Annotated in this window: 13 protein-coding genes; 10 read left to right on the top strand and 3 right to left on the bottom strand. The window is 66.5% G+C overall.

Annotated features, from left to right (window positions below):
• Positions 1-7: 7 nt before the first annotated feature.
• Positions 8-493 carry a GNAT family N-acetyltransferase gene (locus LZC94_04140; GenBank protein ID WXB16471.1) on the bottom strand — a complete coding sequence of 162 codons (486 nt, stop codon included), beginning with the start codon at positions 491-493 and terminating at the stop codon, positions 8-10.
• Between the two features lie 126 nt (positions 494-619).
• On the opposite strand from LZC94_04140, the gene LZC94_04145 reads away from it, so the two are divergent.
• Positions 620-2,122 carry a hypothetical protein gene (locus LZC94_04145; GenBank protein ID WXB16472.1) on the top strand — a complete coding sequence of 501 codons (1,503 nt, stop codon included), beginning with the start codon at positions 620-622 and terminating at the stop codon, positions 2,120-2,122.
• 151 nt (positions 2,123-2,273) lie between these two features.
• Positions 2,274-5,648, top strand: a complete 3,375-nt coding sequence (locus LZC94_04150; GenBank protein WXB16473.1) for a hypothetical protein — start codon at positions 2,274-2,276, stop codon at positions 5,646-5,648.
• A gap of 3 nt (positions 5,649-5,651) precedes the next feature.
• Here LZC94_04150 and LZC94_04155 read toward each other — a convergent pair whose 3' ends face one another.
• Both LZC94_04155 and LZC94_04160 read right to left on the bottom strand, forming a co-directional pair.
• The gene (locus LZC94_04155; GenBank protein ID WXB16474.1) at positions 5,652-7,355 is read right to left on the bottom strand and encodes a DUF4105 domain-containing protein; all 1,704 of its coding nucleotides are present in this window, start codon (positions 7,353-7,355) and stop codon (positions 5,652-5,654) included.
• Entirely contained in the window at positions 7,352-8,626 is a 1,275-nt protein-coding gene (locus tag LZC94_04160) for a serine/threonine protein kinase (GenBank protein ID WXB16475.1), read from the bottom strand. Before LZC94_04160 ends, LZC94_04155 begins: the two co-directional genes overlap by 4 nt.
• Positions 8,627-9,777: 1,151 nt before the next feature.
• On the opposite strand from LZC94_04160, the gene LZC94_04165 reads away from it, so the two are divergent.
• The 8 genes from LZC94_04165 to LZC94_04200 all read left to right on the top strand — a co-directional run bounded on the left by LZC94_04165 (position 9,778) and on the right by LZC94_04200 (position 19,120).
• Positions 9,778-11,343: a S8 family serine peptidase gene (locus tag LZC94_04165; GenBank protein WXB16476.1), complete on the top strand. Its 1,566-nt coding sequence runs from the start codon at positions 9,778-9,780 to the stop codon at positions 11,341-11,343.
• Positions 11,340-12,533, top strand: a complete 1,194-nt coding sequence (locus tag LZC94_04170; GenBank protein WXB16477.1) for a trypsin-like serine protease — start codon at positions 11,340-11,342, stop codon at positions 12,531-12,533. The genes LZC94_04165 and LZC94_04170 overlap by 4 nt, the downstream gene beginning before the upstream one ends.
• Positions 12,534-12,600: 67 nt before the next feature.
• Positions 12,601-12,978: a lasso peptide biosynthesis protein gene (locus LZC94_04175; GenBank protein ID WXB16478.1), complete on the top strand. Its 378-nt coding sequence runs from the start codon at positions 12,601-12,603 to the stop codon at positions 12,976-12,978.
• Positions 12,979-13,077: 99 nt separating this feature from the next.
• Positions 13,078-13,407, top strand: coding sequence for a His-Xaa-Ser system protein HxsD (gene hxsD / locus LZC94_04180; protein WXB16479.1), 330 nt, complete (start codon positions 13,078-13,080; stop codon positions 13,405-13,407).
• 5 nt (positions 13,408-13,412) lie between these two features.
• The gene (gene hxsB / locus LZC94_04185; GenBank protein ID WXB16480.1) at positions 13,413-14,873 is read left to right on the top strand and encodes a His-Xaa-Ser system radical SAM maturase HxsB; all 1,461 of its coding nucleotides are present in this window, start codon (positions 13,413-13,415) and stop codon (positions 14,871-14,873) included.
• A gap of 2 nt (positions 14,874-14,875) precedes the next feature.
• The gene (hxsC, locus tag LZC94_04190) at positions 14,876-16,081 is read left to right on the top strand and encodes a His-Xaa-Ser system radical SAM maturase HxsC (protein ID WXB16481.1); all 1,206 of its coding nucleotides are present in this window, start codon (positions 14,876-14,878) and stop codon (positions 16,079-16,081) included.
• A gap of 138 nt (positions 16,082-16,219) precedes the next feature.
• Positions 16,220-16,807 (top strand): hypothetical protein, encoded by a 588-nt coding sequence (locus LZC94_04195; GenBank protein WXB16482.1) that lies wholly within the window; start codon positions 16,220-16,222, stop codon positions 16,805-16,807.
• A gap of 6 nt (positions 16,808-16,813) precedes the next feature.
• Entirely contained in the window at positions 16,814-19,120 is a 2,307-nt protein-coding gene (locus tag LZC94_04200) for a hypothetical protein (GenBank protein WXB16483.1), read from the top strand.
• Positions 19,121-19,461: the final 341 nt, after the last annotated feature.

Below are 19,461 nucleotides of genomic sequence, written 5' to 3' on the forward strand. Positions count from 1 at the left end.
GCAAAGCTCAAAGCTTCAACTTCATGCCCTCGTGGCTGCTCTCGAACCCCAGCCCCGCATAAAAACGATGCGCATCGGTGCGGCGCTTGTCGGTCGTCAGTTGCACGAGGCGGCACCCGCGCTCGCGCGCTCGATCGATGGCCCACTCCATCATCCGTTTGCCGAGCCCGCGGCCTCGAAGATCGCGGTGCACGCGCACCGCTTCGACCTGGGCGCGCTCGCTGCCCCGCCGGCTCAGGGAGGGGATGTACGTCAATTGCAAAGTACCCACGATGGTGCCGTGTTGCTCCGCGACCAGCAGGAAATTGCGCGGATCGAGGTCGATGGCTTCGAAGGCGCGAACGTAATCGGAGATCGCGTCACCCGGCGCGTGCTCGGCCAGCTCGGCGTCGCGCTGTACGGCGATCGTATCGTCGGCCAAGAGCGCGACGATGGCGGGGACGTCCTCGCGTCGCGCACGACGAAATGCAACGGTGGGGTCGGGGGCGCTCATGGTGCGCACGTTATAGGGCGGTGAACGCGGCAGCGTCCACTCCTGGTTGGACCTGGCGCCGCCCGCGCCCCGCCGTATTTGCCCGCATCGCTTGAATTTTGGAGCGGGCCGGCCAATACGAAATGGATGGATGGTTCGGTGCGCTACTCGGGGTGGTCGGTCACGGTGCCGGTGTTGGCGTCTTTGCCCGCTGCTGCGTACATCGGGGTCTATTGCGCGCAGTTTCCGCCCCTCGATCCCTCGTTCGCAAACGGGGTGGGGGTCATCCTTTTCGTGGTGCTCACGTTGCCGGTGGCGCGCTTGGCGCTCCGAGCCCGGCGTGGACCGCAGCCGGGAGAAGAGCTTTCGCCGGGGCGCGCCTTCAAGAGCGCGTTGCCTTTGTTCCTGGTGATCTTCGGGTTTCCGGTTTGGAACACGCTCACCAATTTGCGGCCCGTGCGCGAATGGTCGATCAGTTCGATCGTTGGCGCGACCTGCGCCATGGCGCTGGCTTACGCATGGCCCATCTTTACGGCGGCCCGCGCCATCGTCACCCGCGCCGTGTCGGCCCTGGACGACTCGCTGCTGGCTTCGACGGTGGCGCTCTCCGCGACCGCGCTCTTCGTGCGCTTCTCGTCCGAGTCGCAGCACTATCACGTCTCGTCGCTCCCCCTCGGCGCGGCCGTGCAGGTGCTTGCGCTCGCGTGCGGAGCCGTGGCGCTCGCGGTATCGCTTCGGCGATGGCGATGGGCGGCCGCCGTGTTTCGTTCGGCGGGGGAGGGGTGGAGGGTCGTCGATTTCCAATCGACCGTACACGCGACCGTCCCCCCGCTGGACGTGGCCGAGGACGCATCGATGGGGGATGGCGTCGTCGTTCGACGTCTCGCGAGCTCCGAGGCGCCGTACCGGTCCCACGAACACGTGCATCCCGTTGCTCGTACGTGGCGTGACACAGCGCGTGCGCTCCGCCCCATGGTGCGCCGGTGCGTGAAGGCCGCCGTCGCCTTCGGCGCGATCGCCATCGCGACCCCGCTCATCGTCAGCCGCGTGCCGGCCGTCGTACACCGCGCCGAGGAAGACACGCAGTACGTCGCCCCCTCGGGCCGCCTCGGTTTTCCGTCGCAATGCCGCAACCGCGAGCCCGTCTACTTCGTTCCTCTGGGGGACCAGTACGCTCTCGACGTGCCCGGGCTCGCGCGACGTTACACCGAAGCCTATGGCGTGCCGTTCCTGGTCGGGAGAGGGCGCGAGCTCCCGCGCGCCGCCTACGACGAAAAACGCAAACAATGGGCAGCCGAGGTGATCCTCGACGATCTGAAGCGCCATTCGACGGAGATCGCCCCGGAAAATGCGTTCATCGTCGGATTGACGAGCCACGACCTCTTTCTCTCCGAGGAAGACTGGCGCTTCGTATTCGGCGCGCGCGACCCGCCGAATCGGGCCGTCGTCTCCACGGCGCGCTTGGGGCTCGGCACCCCCGCTGGATTCAGCTGGGCCGCGGTGGCCGATTACCGGCTTCGAAAGATGGTCACACGCAATCTTGGTTTTCTTTATTGCGATCTGGAGTCCTCCGCCAATCCGGCGAGTATTCTCTTCCACCGCAACGTGAGCGTGTTCGATCTCGACAGGATGGATGAATCCATCTGGTAGACGCCCCCTGCCGTAGGGCGGTTGGTCCGAGTCGAGAGGAGAGCCGGCAAAGCTTGGACGGCGCGAAACACGTGAGCCTCGCAAAATAATGCGCTAGCGAGCTCCTCGTCGCTCCTTTCGGGACTCGCTGGCCCCGTTCGGTGCTTTATCCATGGAGGAAAGCACGAACGTGGATCTTTCGGTCATCGAAGAAAAATTGCGTGAGACGGTTCAGGGGGTGGTCCTGACCGATCCGCGGCTCGTGCGGCGCATCATCAAGGCGCATCGGGATATCTCCGGCCTCGTTTTTTCGATCCCGCACGCGCACGGTTATGCCCTCGCGCGCGACGCGCTCCTGGCCCTGGTCGACCCGGCCGAGCTCGCGGCGAGCGGCGCCCGCGTCGAGCTCCTACCCGAGCACGTCATCCTCCTTCCGCGCCCTCAGCCGCGCGAGGTCGCCAAAAAGACACCGCTCGAGGTGCTGACCCGCCTCCTTCGCGGTGCATTTCATGCGCAGGTGCACTTGTGCATCGAGGAGCGCATCGCGCGCGGCCAGCTCACCGAGGCCGCCGTTCGCGAGCGCATCGATCGCATCGGGCAGACCGAGTTCGACGAGATCCGCGCCATCCTCCGGCACGACGATCTGCTCCTTCCGCCCTACGGCGACGGCGAAGCTTACGCCGAGTTCGCGGCCCTCTACCTCGAGCTCCGCCAGTTTGCCCCCTCGCTGGTGCCGGTGACCTTCCCCGGTCTGTCGTCCCTCGACCACGTCGACGAGGTGCTCGCGGCCGACGTCGAGGTGCGCGCGCTCGCCGCGCCGCCACCCCAGCTCACCGCTCCCCCCAAGATGCAGCCCCCAGCCCGGGCGCCATCTCCCTTTCGCGCCAAGCTGCTCCTGCGCGCCGCCGACGGCGCACGCGCACGCGGAAATGTCGCGCAAGCCGTGCTGCGGGCCGCGCGCGCGGCGAGGTCCGAGGATACGGAGCTCCGCGCCAAGGCCGAAGCCGCCGTGCGCGCCGACATCGAATCGCTCACCGACCGCCTCCACGTCGCGTTGCGCGGTCGAACCGATCCGCACGCGCCGCCGCGCGAGAAACGCATCGCTACGTTGACCGAGCTCGCCTATCGGGCCACCTCGCGCCGGGGCCTCCGCCGGCACCCTTCGGCGCGCCTGCTCTACGATCTCGAGCGCGCGGTCCGCGAGAGCGAAGAGGAGCTCTCGGTGGTGGACATGGTGACGTGGGCGCTCTCGCGCGGCGAACGCCCCCTCGTTCGTCCGCTCCCCGCCACGCGCGAAGTGCGCATCGCACGCCAGATGCGCGTGGCCGCCGAGGGGTTATGGGACGTCGAGGCGGCGTCCAGCGAGCCAAAACGGCTCGCGCGCTTGCTCCGCTGGGCATCGGCGCGCGCCGATGAAAACGTCTCGGCGGCGCTGCAGCCGAAGATCCTCGAGGTGCTGACCGCCGTCGGGCTGGTGCCGACCAACGCCCCGGAGCGAATTGCACAATACAAATTGGTCGAAGAGCTCCTCGATCAGGCGGTGGCCCGAGGCTTCATCCACCTCGCGCACCTCCGCGACGCCCTCTCGAAGAACCATCTCAAGCTCGACGATCTCGGGAGCCCGCGCGAGCTCTACGAGGGCGATCCGCTCTTGCGCGCCGACGCGTTGCTCGCCGTGGCGCTCGATGGCGTCTACCGGCGCGGGGAGATCTATTTGCGATTCTTGCAAAAGGTCAGCTCCCTGGCCTTCGGCACGCGCGCGGGGCGCATGGTCACCTTGTATGCGATCTTGCCCTTTGGAGGCGCCTTCGTTCTGCTCGAGGGCCTCGGCCATTTGGTGGCCCCTCTGCTGCGCGCGTTCGGCCTCGGCCCCGTGCAAATCTTGGGGCCGGGCTCCTTTCTGGCCACGGCGGTGGTGCTCTTCGGCCTGATCCACAGCGCCATCGTTCGCCGGGTGGCCGAGCGCGCGCTGCGGATCGTGGGGCGCGTTCTGGCCATCGTCTTTTTCCGCATCCCGCGCTGGTTCTTGACCCTCCCCGCCGTCTCGCGTTTTTTGCGGAGCCGCGCCGTGCGCGTGGCCATCCGCCGCGTCCTCGCGCCGCTGTCGCTCACGGCCTTGGTCGTGTACCTCACCCCGCTCGCCTCCGCGCCACGTTGGCTGTCGATCGCGGGATCGCTCGGTATCTTCGCGCTGGCCAGCTGGGCCTCCGGCTCCCGCGCGGCGCTGCTCGTGGAAGATTTGGTCCTCGATTGGCTCGGGCCCACCTGGCGCACCTTGAGCGGGCAGCTCTTGCCCGGTCTATTTCGAATGATCGCGGGCCTCTTTCGGTTCTTGCTCGACGCGCTGGAGCGCGCCATCAACCGCGTGGATCAAATGCTTCGCCTCCGGCGCGACGCCGGGCGGCCCGCCGTTCTCTTCAAGGCCGGCGCCGGGCTCGTATGGTTCTTCGTGGCCTATGTGGTCCGGCTCTACACCACGCTCTTGGTCGAGCCGGAGCTCAATCCGCTCAAACATTTTCCGGTGGTCACCGTCGCGCACAAATTGCTTTTGCCGGTCTCCCCCGAAATGCTGGCGGCGCTCGACGCGGCCCTCTCGCCCCTCGGCCCCTTCATCGGCGGAACCATCGCGGCCACCACCGTCTTTTTGGTGCCCAGCGTGTTTGGCTTTTTGGTGTGGGAGCTGAAGGAGAACCGCAACCTCTATCGCGCCAGTCGAAAGGAGAATTTGCACGCGGTGCGCGTCGGGCACCATGGCGAGACCATGGCGCGGCTGATGATCCCGGGCTTCCACTCGGGCACCCTGCCCAAGCTGTACGATCGGCGGCGCCGGGGGGCGCAGCGCGAAGAGACCGAGGCGGAGGCCATTCGCCGGTTTCGCGAGGGGATGGCCAATGTCGAGGAGGCGCTGGTTCGATTTACGGAGCGGGAGCTCATCGCGCTCGTTCACAAACCGGTGCGCGAGGTGGGCGCGGATCCCACGGCGCGCTGGCCGCACGGACCTCTCGAGGTCGAGAGCGTGGTCCTCGGCTCGAACCGGATCCGCATCCGGATCGCGTGCCCCTTGCTCTCGAACGACGCCTTCGAAATGGCCTTCGACGAACAATCTGGGTTCGTGGTGGCCGCCATCTCCGATCCAGGCTTCCTCCCGCGCCTCTCGCCCCACGGGCCGGCGCGCACCCTCCTCGAGAACGCGCTCGCCGGCTTTTATCATTTTGCGGGCGTCGATCTGGTGCGCGAGCAAATTCGGGCGGCGCTCGGCCCCACGCACTACGATATCGCCGACGAGGGGCTCGTGATCTGGCCCGAGGAGACGGGCTATCGCTCGGAGGTCATTTATCCGCTGCGCGGCGCGCATGGCGGGGCGCTGCTCATGCCCTATGTGCGCGGGGTCCGGCTCGCCGAGCCGCCTCGCCCCATCGACGCCAACCGGATCCTCTTTCGCAGGCAAAGCATCGCCTGGGCCGATTGGGTCGAAGCGTGGAACGCGGCCGAGCGCACCGCCGGGCCTTTGCCGCGGCTCGTGACGGGGCCCTCGATCTTGCCGTGATCCTCAAAAATAGAAATAAGAGCTGAAGAACGCCTCCATCGAGAGCGGCTGCTTGGCCGCCTGGACGCCCACGGCCACGTTCTTTCCGAGCTCGGTGCGCACGCTCGCGCGAAGGTCGTACGTGCTCGAGAGATCCTGGCCCGGCAAATACGAAACGCTGCCCGTGAGCAGCGCCAAGGTGCGGCCCGGCAGCCGAAGTCGCAGCCCGCCATAAGGACCGGCGCCGATGCGCACGAAGCTCCCCCCCACGCCATCGAACCCCGCGGAGAACGCGATATAAGCGTCCGCCATGGCGAAGAGCGCCGCGCGCCCATCGCGGGTGGCGAGGGTCAAACCAAGGCCGCCCTCGATCCCGTGCGCAAAACAATCGGGGCACCCGCGATCGTGGAGCCGCGTCCCGAAGGCCACCGCCCGCCAGGACGGCCTCTTTTCGAAGCTCGTGAGCGGGGTGAGCGACATCACCTCGGCGAACGTCAGATGATCGAGCGTGAGCACGCGCCGGGCGAGATCGAGCCGCACCTGCGCGTCGAGGATCTCGAGCTGCACCAGCTCCGGGGTGCCGTCCGCGGGATCGGCCAGATCGTGCATGGCCAGCCGATACCCGAAGGTCGCGAATCCCGTCCCATATTGCGTGGTGGCGCCGGTGCCCAAGGTGACCCGCATCGAGCCATGTCCGCGGTCCGGCGCTTTGTCGGCCGTCGCCGGGGACGTGCGCCGGCTTCGAAGGGATGGATGGTAGTCCACCCCGCGCACCAGACCTGGCGAATCGGTGAGCGCGCGGATCGTATCCCCGGGCAAGACGACGACATTCAACTTGGACAGGAGATCGAACCGCGGCGAGGCGGCCTCCAGGGCGGCCAGGACGTGGTAGGAGCAATTCTCCGTCAGATACAAATATTGAATGCGAATCTCCGAGAGCTCCCAGAGGTGCAGCACCAAGAGCCGTATCTCGCTGGGCTCGAGCGCCAATTTGTACTCCCAGAGATCGCGCGACTCGTCCTCCGTATAGCGAGCCGCCACCGCGTCGTAGGGCTCGAAGGTGAAGTAGGCGGGGAAGAGACCGCCCAGGCCCTTGAACGCATAGAGGAGGGGGTTGCCGGTATCGGTCTTGGCCATGTAGCTCACCCCCGTGCCGCCCGAGCCACCGGGGCCGTTCGAGGTCCGCCGGTCGATCCGCATGAAGGTATGTCCAAACGCCGAAGCCGGATTGCTCAAATAATTGGCCGCGTACACGATGGATACGGAGGCCGCGTCGAGCTTCTCCTGAAAGCTGGTGAGCTTCGGGCAGCGCACCCGCGGCAAGCTCCCGCGCGGCACCAGCTGCTCCTCCACCCACGCCCGGCGCGCGGCGAAACGGCAGAGCGCATGCGCGTCCTCGGCCCCGGCCACCACGGGCGCGAAGAACGCGTGCAATGTCGCCTCGAGCTCGGCTTGCGGGTTGGCCCGGCCCCTGGGCGAGAGGAAGAACGCATCGTCATCGACTTGGCTCACCCAGAGCCCATCGATGTGCTGGCGGTAGAGAAGGAGGCGGAGCCATGGGTCCGAGTAGGCCAACCCGAGCTGCCGCTCTTTGACGATGGCGGCCCGCTCCTCGGCGGAGACCGCGGTCGCGGGCTCCGCGCGTGCCGTGAATGCACCAAAAAGAATACCGACTACGATGATTGTCCCCGAGAGGGCGCGCTCGAAAAAATATGCCGCCGTTCTCAACGGAAAAAGAAGAACGATGTAGGTTCATGCGGGGGACGCCGCCGCGTCGGTCGCACCCGATGCTCCGACCGCGTGGTGCTCGCCCGCGGCGTGGAAGGCTCCTCCGCCATCTCGCCCGCTGCGTCGGTCGCGTTCACCGCGTTCGCCGCCTCGCCCTCGCCCTCACGATGCTGCCGTGCGACCCTCATGGAAAGCGGGGTGACATGGACCGAGCTTCGCACGAGGGCCGCCCCCGAGCCCACGAGCGCGCGGGCCGCTGGCGCGCTCGACGCCGACGATCCGCCCAAGAACGCTCCCGCGAACGCCAGCGCGCACACCGAGACGACGATGGCCGCCGGGCGGCTGCGTTTACGAACCAGCTCCACGATCCGCGACCGTCTTGGGCCGCTTGCTCCGCGCGGCTCCGCGCTCTCGCGCTCGTTGGCGGCGCCCGCGGACCTGCCTGCGCGAGCCGCGCGGGCGAGCGCGTCGGCCATGGCCTTGGCGGACGCGAATCGCCGCGCGGGATCGGGCTGGAACACCGCGCGGAACCACGCGTCGATGGCCGGCGGCAGCTCGGGCACCAACTGGCTCGGCCGTGCATGCTGCCCGCTGCGGACCGCGAGGTAGACGGCGGTTGGCGTCATGCCCTCGAAGGGAACGCGGCCGACCAGCGCCTCGTAGGCCAGCACACCGAGCGCCCATAGATCGCATCGGTGGTCGACTTCCTTGGGTTTGACGAACTGCTCCGGGCTCATGAAGAAAGGTGTTCCGACGATTTCACCCGCCTGCGTGGTGCGGGTCGAAAGATCCTTCTCGTCTCGGGCGACGCCGAAGTCGAGGACCTTCACGACCTTATCGGGTCCGTGGAGGAAAACATTCCCGGGTTTGATGTCCCGGTGAACGATTCCTTGCTGGTGCGCCCGCTCGAGCACGTCGGCGATGGTTTGCACGATGGAAACGGTTTCATCCAAGGGGAGCCGCCCGCGCGTCGAAATCGCGTGCTCCAGCTCCTCGCCCTCGAGGTACTCCATGATAATGTAAGGCACCCCACCGGCGCGCGCCGAAATGCCGTAATCGAGAATCTGAATCACGTTCGGGTGGTGCAAGCGCGCCGTGACCCGCGCCTCCCGGGCGAAGCGCTCGAGCGCGGCGGACGGTTTGCAGAGCGTGGAACCGGATATCAACTTCGCGGCCACCGGAACGTCCAGCCCCATGTGCCGCGCGAGCCAAATGCTCCCCATGCCGCCTTGCGCGACGCGGCGAACCAGCTTCACGTTGTGGGTGAGCATCGCGCCTTCAAGGGGTTCGGTCGGAAGCTCGCCCATCATGCGCTGCGTGTGTGCAATGGGCGTACCTTCGCGTGGACCGCCGAAAAGCCGAGCGAAATGCCGACCTGCCGGACGCGCAAAAATGCCACGCCCACCCCCGGTCGTGTTCGTTTGCTACAGTTGGTGGCGCGCGCGGCGAGGGCGCGAGCGCATCCGCTCCGCCTTACCGCCGCGTCGCTGCGTGGCCGCGTCGTCTTCGAGCCTCGACCCCGACGCGGCTCTCCGTCGAAGGGAGCTCCGTCGAACGATCTCGGTCGAAGGGATCTCCGTCGAGGGACCCCGTCGAGGCACCTCCGCCTCGCGCTCCGCCGATAGATGAATTGCGCGCATGTCCTCGACGGCGCTTCGACCTTCCGAGAACTACCCGCTTCGACCTGCGCATTTGCGGGTTGCGACGTGCGCATTCGAATCGACGAGTCGATCTCGAAAGAAGGACGAGCCGCAAAAGGCGCCACCCTCGTCATCGATGGACACCGCGCCGGTGAGCGCGCCGCGTGGGTGATGCGTCCAGGTGGTATTGTCTGCGCCCCTCGTTGCTCATCGGCGCGCACCGCGTGTGACAGCCTCGAACGATTGAGCTTCCAAAGTGGTCTTGAAGCGGTCTTATTGCGTGACGCGTTGCGACAGGGTTTCTACAATCGGCCTTTCATTGGTATTTCGCCGGGGTGGCACGAAATGGGAGCTCGCGCGAACGCGCATTGCGCGTCATCGCGGCGGTCGGACAAAAGAACGCGCGCGGTGATTTAATAACAGACACGATTATAAACTATGCTAGACAGCGGGTGCCGTCACTCCGAATGCAGGTTTGCAGTGGGTGGGTGCGATGTGGGCATCCGATGTACTGCGAATACTCTTGCGGACCCTGGTCGCATCCTGGTCGCAGTCGTATTTTGGTCGCATTTGGGCCGCAACCGAAACGAGAGTCTGACGTAGCCAAAACCGTAGGAATTCATAGCTCGGGCTGGGGCTTTACCCGGTCCCTTGGCCTTCGCCCGACGAGCCTCTTCGCCGCGCAACTCGCGTGAAAAAGGGTCGGGGTCGGGTGAATTGTACGTGTTGTATACGCAATTAATTCTAAACGCGGTCGAAATTAAAGTTGGGGAGGTTGTCCAATGAAACGAATTGGAGTTGGCGCAGCGGTTCTCAGCATGATGGCCGGCTTCGTCGGGTGCAGTACTCCGTCCGATGAGTCCCACGAATCCACGGCAGCACTGGGCGATGGGGTCGAGGCGGCGATGGCCGTCGGGCACGCGCCCTCCTCGGTCCTCGTCTTTTTGAAGGGCTCCGCCGATCTCGCGCCGAGCGAGGCCTTCGCCACCAAAGCGGAACGCACGGCCTCCGTGCATACGCGGCTCGTGGACCACGCCAAAAGCGCGCAAAAGCCGCTCCTCGAGTGGCTCCATCGGCAGGGCGCGGACGTAAAGCCCTTCCACATCGTCAATGCCGTTTTGGTGACCGACGCGAGCCCTGCGCTTTTGCAGAAGCTCGCGGCGCGAGCCGATGTCGCACGTCTCATGCTCGACCGGCCGATTCGGCGCGAGCTCGTGCAGGAGTCCGAGTCGCTGGTCGATCGCGACGGCGCGGAGCCGGGGGCCATCGCTACCGTCGGGCCGAACATCACCGCCACCGGCGCGCCGCGCGTTTGGAGCGAGCTGCGCGCGAACGGCACCGGCGTGGTGATCGGAAGCTCGGATACGGGTGTCAGCTGGACGCACCCGACGCTCAAAACGCATTACCGCGGCTGGAATGGCACCACGGCGGACCACTCCTACAGCTGGCACGACGCCGTTCACAAGGGCTCGAGCACCGGCAACACCTGCGGATACGACACCACCGCCCCCTGCGACGACCAAGGCCACGGCACGCACACCGTCGGAACGATGGTGGGCGACGATGGCGCGGGCAATCAAATTGGAATGGCGCCCGGCGCCAAATGGATCGGCTGCCGCAACATGGATGCGAACGTCGGAAAGCCCTCGACCTACATCGAGTGCACCGAGTGGTTCATGGCGCCGTATCCGCAAGGCCAGCCCGACAAGGCCGATCCTTCGAAGGCGGCGGACATCATCAACAACTCGTGGGGGTGCCCGGCGAGCGAAGGTTGCCAGGGCAGCGAGCTGCAACAGGTCCTCAAGTCGGTTCGCGCGGCCGGCATCGTCTTCGTGGCCGCCGCGGGCAACTCGGGCTCGGGCTGCGGATCCATCGTGGATCAACCGGCGACCATCAGCGCCGAGACCTTGTCCGTCGGCGCGGTCGATCATCGAAACGGCACCATCGCCTCCTTCTCCAGCCGCGGTCCCTCGAAGCTCGACCAACGCCTGGGCCCCGATGTCTCGGCCCCCGGCGTCTCCGTCCGCTCCGCCTACCCCGGCAATGGCTATTCGAGCATGAGCGGGACCTCCATGGCCTCTCCCCACGTGGTCGGCGAGATTGCCCTCGTCATCTCCGCCGTGCCCACCTTGCGCGGCAAAGTCGACGAGCTCACGAAGCTGGTCACCAGCACCGCCACCCCCAAAACGTCCACCCAGACGTGCGGAGGGGTGAGCGGCTCCACCATCCCCAACAACACGTACGGCGCCGGCAACATCGACGCGTACAAAGCGGTGAACACCGCCAAAAAGACATTCGAATCCACGACGTCGACGGAGACGGCCTCGAGCGAAGGAGTATGGCAATGAAACCCAACCGAAGCAGCAAGACAGCCGGCGTTGCCGGACTCGGGATCCTCCTCGCCTCGGCCACGGCGTGCAGCTCGGCGTCGGACTCGGGGACCTTCGCGGCCGAAGGCGCTTCGAGCGCGTCGCAGGCCGTCGGCGCCGAGCGGGGCATCGCCATGGCCCCCACGGACGAAGCGCCCTTTCCGAGCGGCGGCCCCGTCGACTTCCGCGGCGGCGAGAAGGCGCACGTATCGGATTATCCGTTCATCATCGCGGGCCTGCGCGAAGGCGGAACCCGCCCGCAAGGGCAGACATGTACGGGCTCCATCGTGGGGCCGCGCAAGATCCTGACCGCCGCGCACTGCAAGGACGCGGCAGGCGACAAGAGCTACCTCTACGGGCTCGATGATTTGAACCAATCCGGCGGCTTCCGCACCAAAGTGGTCGACTACAAAAAGCACCCCAAGTACGTCAACTTCGACCAAGGTTACGACGTGGCCATGGTGACGGTGGCCGACGATATCCCCGTTCCGCCGGGGTTCGTCTACCCCAAGGTCGCCACCTCCGCCGCCGAGCACCAAGATCTGAACAAGCCGGGCAAACAGGGATTCGGGCTTGGATACGGGATGAAGGACGAGAACGATAAGACCCGCGACGTCACCCTCGAGAAGGCCTATCTGCCCATCGTGGAGCCGGACAACTGCAACGGGGTGGGCGCAGGGTTCAAAGTGGCCACCATGATTTGCACCGGCTACAGCGACGGCCACATCAGCATCCTCAAGGGTGACAGCGGTGGTCCCTTCATCGTGGACAACGTGATTGTCGGCGTGGCCTCCTGGAGCCGGAGCGATTTCTTCTGGTACAGCGTTTACGGCCGCCTCAACAACGATATGGGCGATTGGGTGAAGGCGCAAATCAACAACGAGCCGGATCCCCTGACGGCGTCGTTCACCGTCACCTGCTCCAACTTCGGCGCGCCCTGCGCGTTCGACGGCAAGAGCTCGACGGGCGGCGCCACGTCGTACGCGTGGGACTACGGTGATGGGCAAAAGGGATCGGGCGTCACCAGCACCCACAAATACACGGTGACCCGGGTGACGACCTTCAACCCGAAGCTCACCGTCTCCGACGGCGCCGGTCACTCGGATACCGCGACCCGCCAAGTGACATGCTACCCGGGCGGCGGCTCGCCCCTTTGCTTCGCCCAGTAGCTTCGCGCCGCGTCTCGGGTGGCGCCGGGCGGCTTCGTCCGATACCATCGAGCCCGAGCGAAGCGAGATGAGAACCCCGAGCACCACGGCGAGCGCGTCCAGCTTGGTCGCGAACCACCTGCTCCACGCCTTCGCCTGGTGCGCCTTGCGCGTGCATCCGCCCGTACGCGCCAAAGCGCTCGTCGACAAAGTCGCGCGATGGATGCGCCCCATCGACGATCGCGACGAGGCCGCGCGCCTTTTGGCCGTGGTCGACGGCCACGGTACCTGTTTGAGCCGCGCGCTCACCGTGGCCGCCCGCACCCCCCGAGCCGAGGTCGTCATTGCGGTGCGCGGCCTCGCGCCTCGTCTGTCGGCGCATGCATGGGTCGAGCTCGATGGAAGGTCGCTTCGCGAGGAAGACGTCGCCGGGCAGGAGATTGGCCGGCTCGCGTCATCGCGCTAAGGGACGGGCGGCATCGGCTCGTGCCCTGCAATTCATGGCGTAAGTACATCCATTCACCAAATGCGAGCGCGGCCCATCGTCCGGGGATAAAGTGGTCGCGTGGCCGACACCTTCCAATGGCTGGACGGAAGCATCCAAACGACGCTCGATTTCCGGAGCTATCGCCTCTCCGCGATCAAGAAAGCCGCATACCGCTTTGCCGATCGCTGCACCGTCATCCTCGGCGCGCCCGCGGAGAACGGCGTGGACGTCACCATCGCCTTCAAACCGGGTATGTCGGAGCCTTTGGCCCGCGAGGTTCTGCGACAGCTCTTTCAAGAGCTCCTCGATCAAGAGCTGCGCGAGGCGATCGCGGAGGAGATCGCGCCCGTGCGCACGCTCATCCTGGCCCACGCGTTCTCCAAAACGAACCTCGTTCGCCACGATTGACGGCCATGGGCCCTCGATTTCATGGACGCGAGCACTTTGCACCGAAGGGCGGCGGCGGGAGCTACCGGCTGCTCCCGTTTCGCTTTGGACAGCTCGACCTACGCCGCTATGTCGTCATGAACGACGTGGGGGAGCACGTCGTCCTCGCGCGCGAGGAGCTCGTTGCCTTTGCCCGCCACCAGCTCTCGCCCGCATCGGAGGTCTACCGCGCGCTCAAGGTGCGCCATTTTCTGTTCGACGCCGACTCGGAGTGCGCGCTCGATCTCCTCGCCTTGAAATACCGAACGCGCGCGGACCGCATCGCCGACTTCACCGGCTTGCATATCTTCGTCGTCACCCTGCGGTGCGACCACTCGTGCCATTATTGCCAAGTCTCGCGCCAGACCGAGGACAAGTCGGCCTTCGACATGAGCCGCGAGCACGCCGAACGGGCCCTCGCGCTCACGTTTCGCAGCCCCGCGCGGAGCATCAAGATCGAATTCCAAGGCGGCGAGCCGCTCCTTCATTTCGACCTGGTTCGGTTCATCGTCGAGCGCGCGACGGCGCTCAACGAAGAGCACCGTCGCGATCTGCAGTTCGTCATCGCCTCGAACCTGGCCCGGATCACCGACGACATGCTGGCGTTCTGCAAACAGTACGGTATTCACTTCTCGACCTCGCTCGACGGCCCCGAAGCGCAGCACGATGCGCATCGACCGCTTCGCGGCGGCAAGAGCCATGCGCGGGTCCTCGAGGGCATCCGGCGCGTTCGCGCGGCGCTCGGCCACGATGCGGTGAGCGCGCTGATGACGACGACCCCTTCGAGCTTGGGACAGGTCGAAGCGATCGTCGACGAGTACGTCCGGCAAGGCTTTCGCAGCATTTTCCTGCGGAGCTTGAGCCCCTATGGTTTTGCCGTTCGCACGAGCCTGGTGCGCAAATACGGCGTCGACGATTGGCTCGACTTCTACCGGCGAGGGCTCGCCTACATCCTCGAGCTGAATCGGCGCGGGTGCGCGTTTCAGGAAGAATATACGACCATTCTTCTGCAAAAGCTCTTCTCCGCCCAGGGCTCCTCGTACGTGGATCTCCAGTCGCCCGCCGGGATCGGCATCGGCGGTATCGTCTACAATTACGATGGCGCCGTGTACGCATCGGACGAAGGCCGCATGCTCGCCGAAATGGGCGATGGCACGTTCGAGCTCGGCCATCTGGGCTCCGATACGTACGAGGCCATGCTCACCAATGACGCCTTCGTGGGGATCCTTCAGGACACCTTGCTCGAGAGCAGCCCCATGTGCAGCGACTGCCCATTTCTCGCCTGCTGCGGGGCCGATCCCGTTTTTCACCAGGTGACATCTGGCGATCCCGTGGGGCACAAAGCGTTCAGCGCGTTCTGCGCCAAGCAGATGGGGGTGATGCGCCATCTCATCACGTTGCTGGAGGATGACCCCGAGGCAAGGCGCATCCTCATGGGGTGGGTGTAACCATGCTCCTCGAGCTCTCCGGGCGCCATCTTCAATCGTTGTCCGTCCCCTCGGAGGGCCCGTTCATTGGACGGATCTGCGAGGATCCGCACGCGCCCGAGGCGGCGCGCGATCGCGAGATCCTGTTGCTCCGCGAAGCTTCGGATACCTTGCCGGAGGGCTTTCGCGCCTATTTGCTTGGCGGCGCAGGCAGCTACGAGGGCGGCGGCAGCAACAGGCGCGGCGGCGGTGCGTCCGCAGGGGGGGCGCCGCGCGACATGTATCGGCTCGGCGCAGCCATGCGCTACCTTGCCCATGGCGATGTAGTGCGCATCGATCCCCGGCGGGGCGCCATTGCTGCGTTGTATCGACGGAGCTCGCCGTCCAATTCTCTCCTGGTGACCGAGCGCTGCGACAATTACTGCGTCATGTGCTCGCAGCCGCCCAAAACGCACGACGATGCGTGGCTGCTCGACGAGCTCCGCGCGGTCGTCCCGCTGATGGCGCCCGAGACCAAGGAGCTCGGGATCACGGGCGGCGAGCCGGCGCTGCTGGGGGATGGATTGATCGAGCTCGTGCGCCTGCTCGAGCAGCACCTGCCGCGCACCGCGGTGCACATCCTCTCGAACGGCCGCCGGTTCTCGGACCTGGCGTTCGCGCGAAGCCTCGGGCGCGTGGGGCACCCCGATCTCATGGTGGGCATTCCCATCTACTCCGATTTACCGGAGGAGCACGATTACGTCGTTCAGGCGCGCGGCGCCTTTTCGCAGACCCTTCGAGGGATCCTGAACTTGAAACGTTGTCGCGTGAGCGTCGAAATCCGCTTCGTCGTTCACGCCGAGACGTACCGAAGGCTCCCGGAGCTCGCGCACTTTCTGACCCGGAACCTGCTCTTCGCCGATCATGTGGCCATCATGGGCCTCGAGCTCACCGGGTTCGCGCGCGCCAACCTCGATACCCTCTGGGTCGATCCGCTCGACTACCGCGAGCAGCTGGGCGAGGCCGTCCACCATCTGCACCGTGCGGGGATGAATGTATCCATCTACAATCTCCCACTTTGCGTGCTGGACACCTCACTTCACGGCTTCGCGCGAAAAAGTATTTCCGACTGGAAGCACACCTACTTCGATGTTTGCGACACATGCTCCGCAAAAACCGCGTGCGGCGGCTTCTTCGCCTCGTCCTCCTTGCGAAGGAGCCGCGGCATTCGCCCGATTTCGTTGCCCTGATTCGCCCACTCGCGACGTCGCGAATTTTGGCGATGTTCAGATGACGTCATTGGACCCTTGGAAGACCCCGTTGGTCATTTCAAAACACGATCAAGCGGATTGACGGGTTCGAGCCCATCGTCTCATCCTACGAGTCTCGTGTCCGTACGACGGATCCTCGTCCCTTTGAGCGCGGCACTGATCGCCGCCCTGTCGAGCGCCGGTGCATCGGGTTTGCTCGTGCCCGATGCGGCGGCCCAGGTGGCCCGGCGCCCGGAGGACGAAGACGACGACGGCGATCCACTTCTCCTTACGCTCCCGCAGACCCACGCCACGGGCATGATGCTGGCACATCGATCGCACAGCTCGCATCGGTCGCACTCGTCCCATCGAAGTCACTATTCTGGTAGCGGCGGAGGCGGGCGCGGTGGTGGCGGCGGCCGGTATGTGCCGGCACCGGAGCCGGATTCGGATTTGGATTCCGACTCGGACTCGCACGCGAAGCCCGCGCCCGCGCCCAGCCCACCGCCGGCGCCTCGTTCCAAGCCAGCCTCCGTCTCGTTCCTTGCGTTTCCGGGAGGACGCATCTCGGTCGATGGCACGGCGGCCGGCACCGATGCCACGGGCACGCTCACCTTGAACGCAGGCCCCCACACCATTCGCGTCGAAAATCGTTTTGTCGGGAACCATACCACCACGGTCGTCCTCACCGAGGGGCAGACCGGCGTCGTGAACATCGATTGGTGAGGCGGCATGCGCTCCACGCGAGATTCGGGCTCCTCGGCGGTTTTGTGCGATCGATGCAGCGCGCGCCTGCCGGCAAATGCGGCTGTGTGCTCCTTTTGCCGAGCATCGCTCGCGCGCCCCTCGGCCGTGCCGCCGACCGCCCGAAGCATTCACGATGCGGCGGCCGCGTGGGCGCGGGGCGTCTTCGGGGCACCGTGGCAGCTCGATCGGCTCATCACCGCGGTCGACGTTCGCGACCAAATCTTCGAGCGCCTGGCCACCGAGATCGTACGGCGCGTCGTTCGCGAGGTGCGCGCGCCATCGAACGAGCGGCGCGCTTCCTATCCGCGCTTGGATCCGCGCAGCGTGGACCCGTACGGCGTCTCCGTCGCGGAGCTCCGCGCGGCGAGCGAATACATTGCATCCTGCAACCAATGCACGGGGGCGGGGAGGGGACCGTGCAACCGATGCGCAGGCAGCAAGCGCGCGCCTTGTTCGAGCTGCGAGGGGAGCGGCAAGGAGGTCAAGCACTACGAGCGAAGCAGCCGCGTCATCAACTGCAAGGCGTGCCGCGGCCGCGGGGACGTTCGCTGCGGGAGCTGCGACAACCGCGGCCAAGCGAGCTGCAATGTTTGCCTTGGTAGTGGATACCAGCACGCGTGGCTCACGTACGAGCAGCAGTCGCGGTGGTCGGTGCGCATCGAGCCCAATATCTCCGAGCTCGCGATGTATCCGCAGCTCATGGAGCATCGTCTGCTCACCGTGGGCGACTTGGCCTCGTTTCGCGTCCTCGCGGAAGACGCGGCGAACGGACCGGTTCACCGCCAGGGGCTCTCGCGAACGTCCCTCGCGGAGACGGGCGGGCTCGCGCCGGAGGAGCGGGTCCATCGGCAGCAGTACATCCAGTTCGCCGCCGTGCACCGTGAGGTGCGTTTCAGCATGTCCGGCACGACGGGGACCCTCGTCCTGTCGGGGACCGATCTCGCGCCGGGTCGCGGGAGCACGGCGCTCGGTCCCATTCGCGCGCGCCTGTATGCATGGGCGGCCATGGGCGTGGCGCTGGCCATGGCGACCGGGGTGCTCATGGGCGCGCTGCGCGGCTCCGGGCCTTACTTCGAGGCGATCCGCTCATGGATCACGGCGTTGTGGCTGCTCTCCCTAGCGTTGGCCATCCCCGTCCTGGGCGCGGTGCTCCGTTCGTTCCAGCCGGGGCTGCGCTTTCGGGGGCTTCGGCCCTTCGAGAAGGTGCTCGGCGTCGCGGCGGCCGGCGCGTTCGGGGTGTTTCTGCTGGTGGGCGTCATCGCGCAACCGCGCAAAGGTGAAGTCGACCGCGCGCTCTCCGCGGGAGACGTCGCGCGCGCACGCCTCGTGGTCGATGCGCTGAAGGCGGCGCATCCCTTTGCGAACGACGACGACGTGGGTGAAGCCGAAGACGCCGTCTTGCTCGCCGAGGCCAAGAGCGCGACGGGCGATGCACGATGGGAGATGCTCGACCAAGTCTCCAAGCGGGGAGGATCCCGCGCGGCCGATGCCGCTGGGTCGGCGCGGACCGAGCGTCTGGCCGAGGCTCGCCGTTTGATCGCGGAGGGCACGCCGGCGCCGGCCATCGCGGCGATGGAGCGCTGGTTCCCGTCGCTCGAGAAGACCGATCCGGAGATCGCCGAGGCGCTCGCCGCGGCCCACGATCACCTGGGGGAGCTCTGCAAGGACGATGTATGCCGCCTGCAGGCGACCCGTCGTGCAAACGAAGTCGCTGCCACCCCCGCTCGGGCGGAGCGCGCCCGAGCGGCGCGGGATGCGCTCTTCGCGTCCTTCGCGCCCTCCGAGATCGCCGGCGAGAGCAAGCTGGCGCGATTGCAGCGGCTCCGTGAAATCGCCGCCGGCGCCGCGCGCACGCCCGCGCTGGCTCCGGGCGACGAAGCGCTCGTCCGCCGGGCGAAAGAAGCCGAAACCTGGGCCCTATCGGAGCGGGCCAAGGTGCCCGTCCTCGGCGCCGATCGAGCGATCGCCGAGGAGCTCTTCGCCGCGCCGGCGACCACCGACGGTAACCGCGTCTGGATCGCCCGCGAGGAGACCATCATTTACCTCGCGCTCGACGCGACGAAGACGTGCCGCGGCCTCTATGTCGTGGGCGCGAGGGCGCATTCCACGCATCGCGCCGTATCGTCCGCGGAGCGCATCCTGTCGCAGGCCACGGGGCGCGCTTCGGTCATGAAAGGACCGCCACCGGGGGGCGGCTCGGCCTCGCGGTGGTACGAATCGTCGACCCCGGTGGTCGCCCGCTGGAGATCCGGCGAGTTGATCGAGCTGCGCATTGGCGACGCGGCGCCCTAGCGGCGAAACGGTCCATCGCGTTCATCGTGCGTGTATCATGCATACGACGGCTACGGCGCCCGGTCGAACGTCGCTCGAACGATGCGATCGAGACCTCCAGGGCGCAGGAACGTAGCGGCGGCGCCCGTCATTTACCATCCGACGAAGGTCATGGTCGTGGTCATGCCGGCGTCATGGCCATCCTCGGGCGCCCTCTTCGGCCGAGCGCTCGGCGCTTCGCAGATTCTTTTCCGAACCGCACCGAAGTCGTCACCGGGAGCCGGCACCGTTCGCATCGCGTCGCCTGAGCCATTCATTTCCGTGGGAACTGCAGGAGCTGCGGGCGCTCTGGGCTTATGGCA

The sequence above is a fragment of the Sorangiineae bacterium MSr11954 genome (assembly GCA_037157815.1).
Classification (GTDB): domain Bacteria; phylum Myxococcota_A; class Polyangia; order Polyangiales; family Polyangiaceae; genus Pendulispora; species Pendulispora albinea.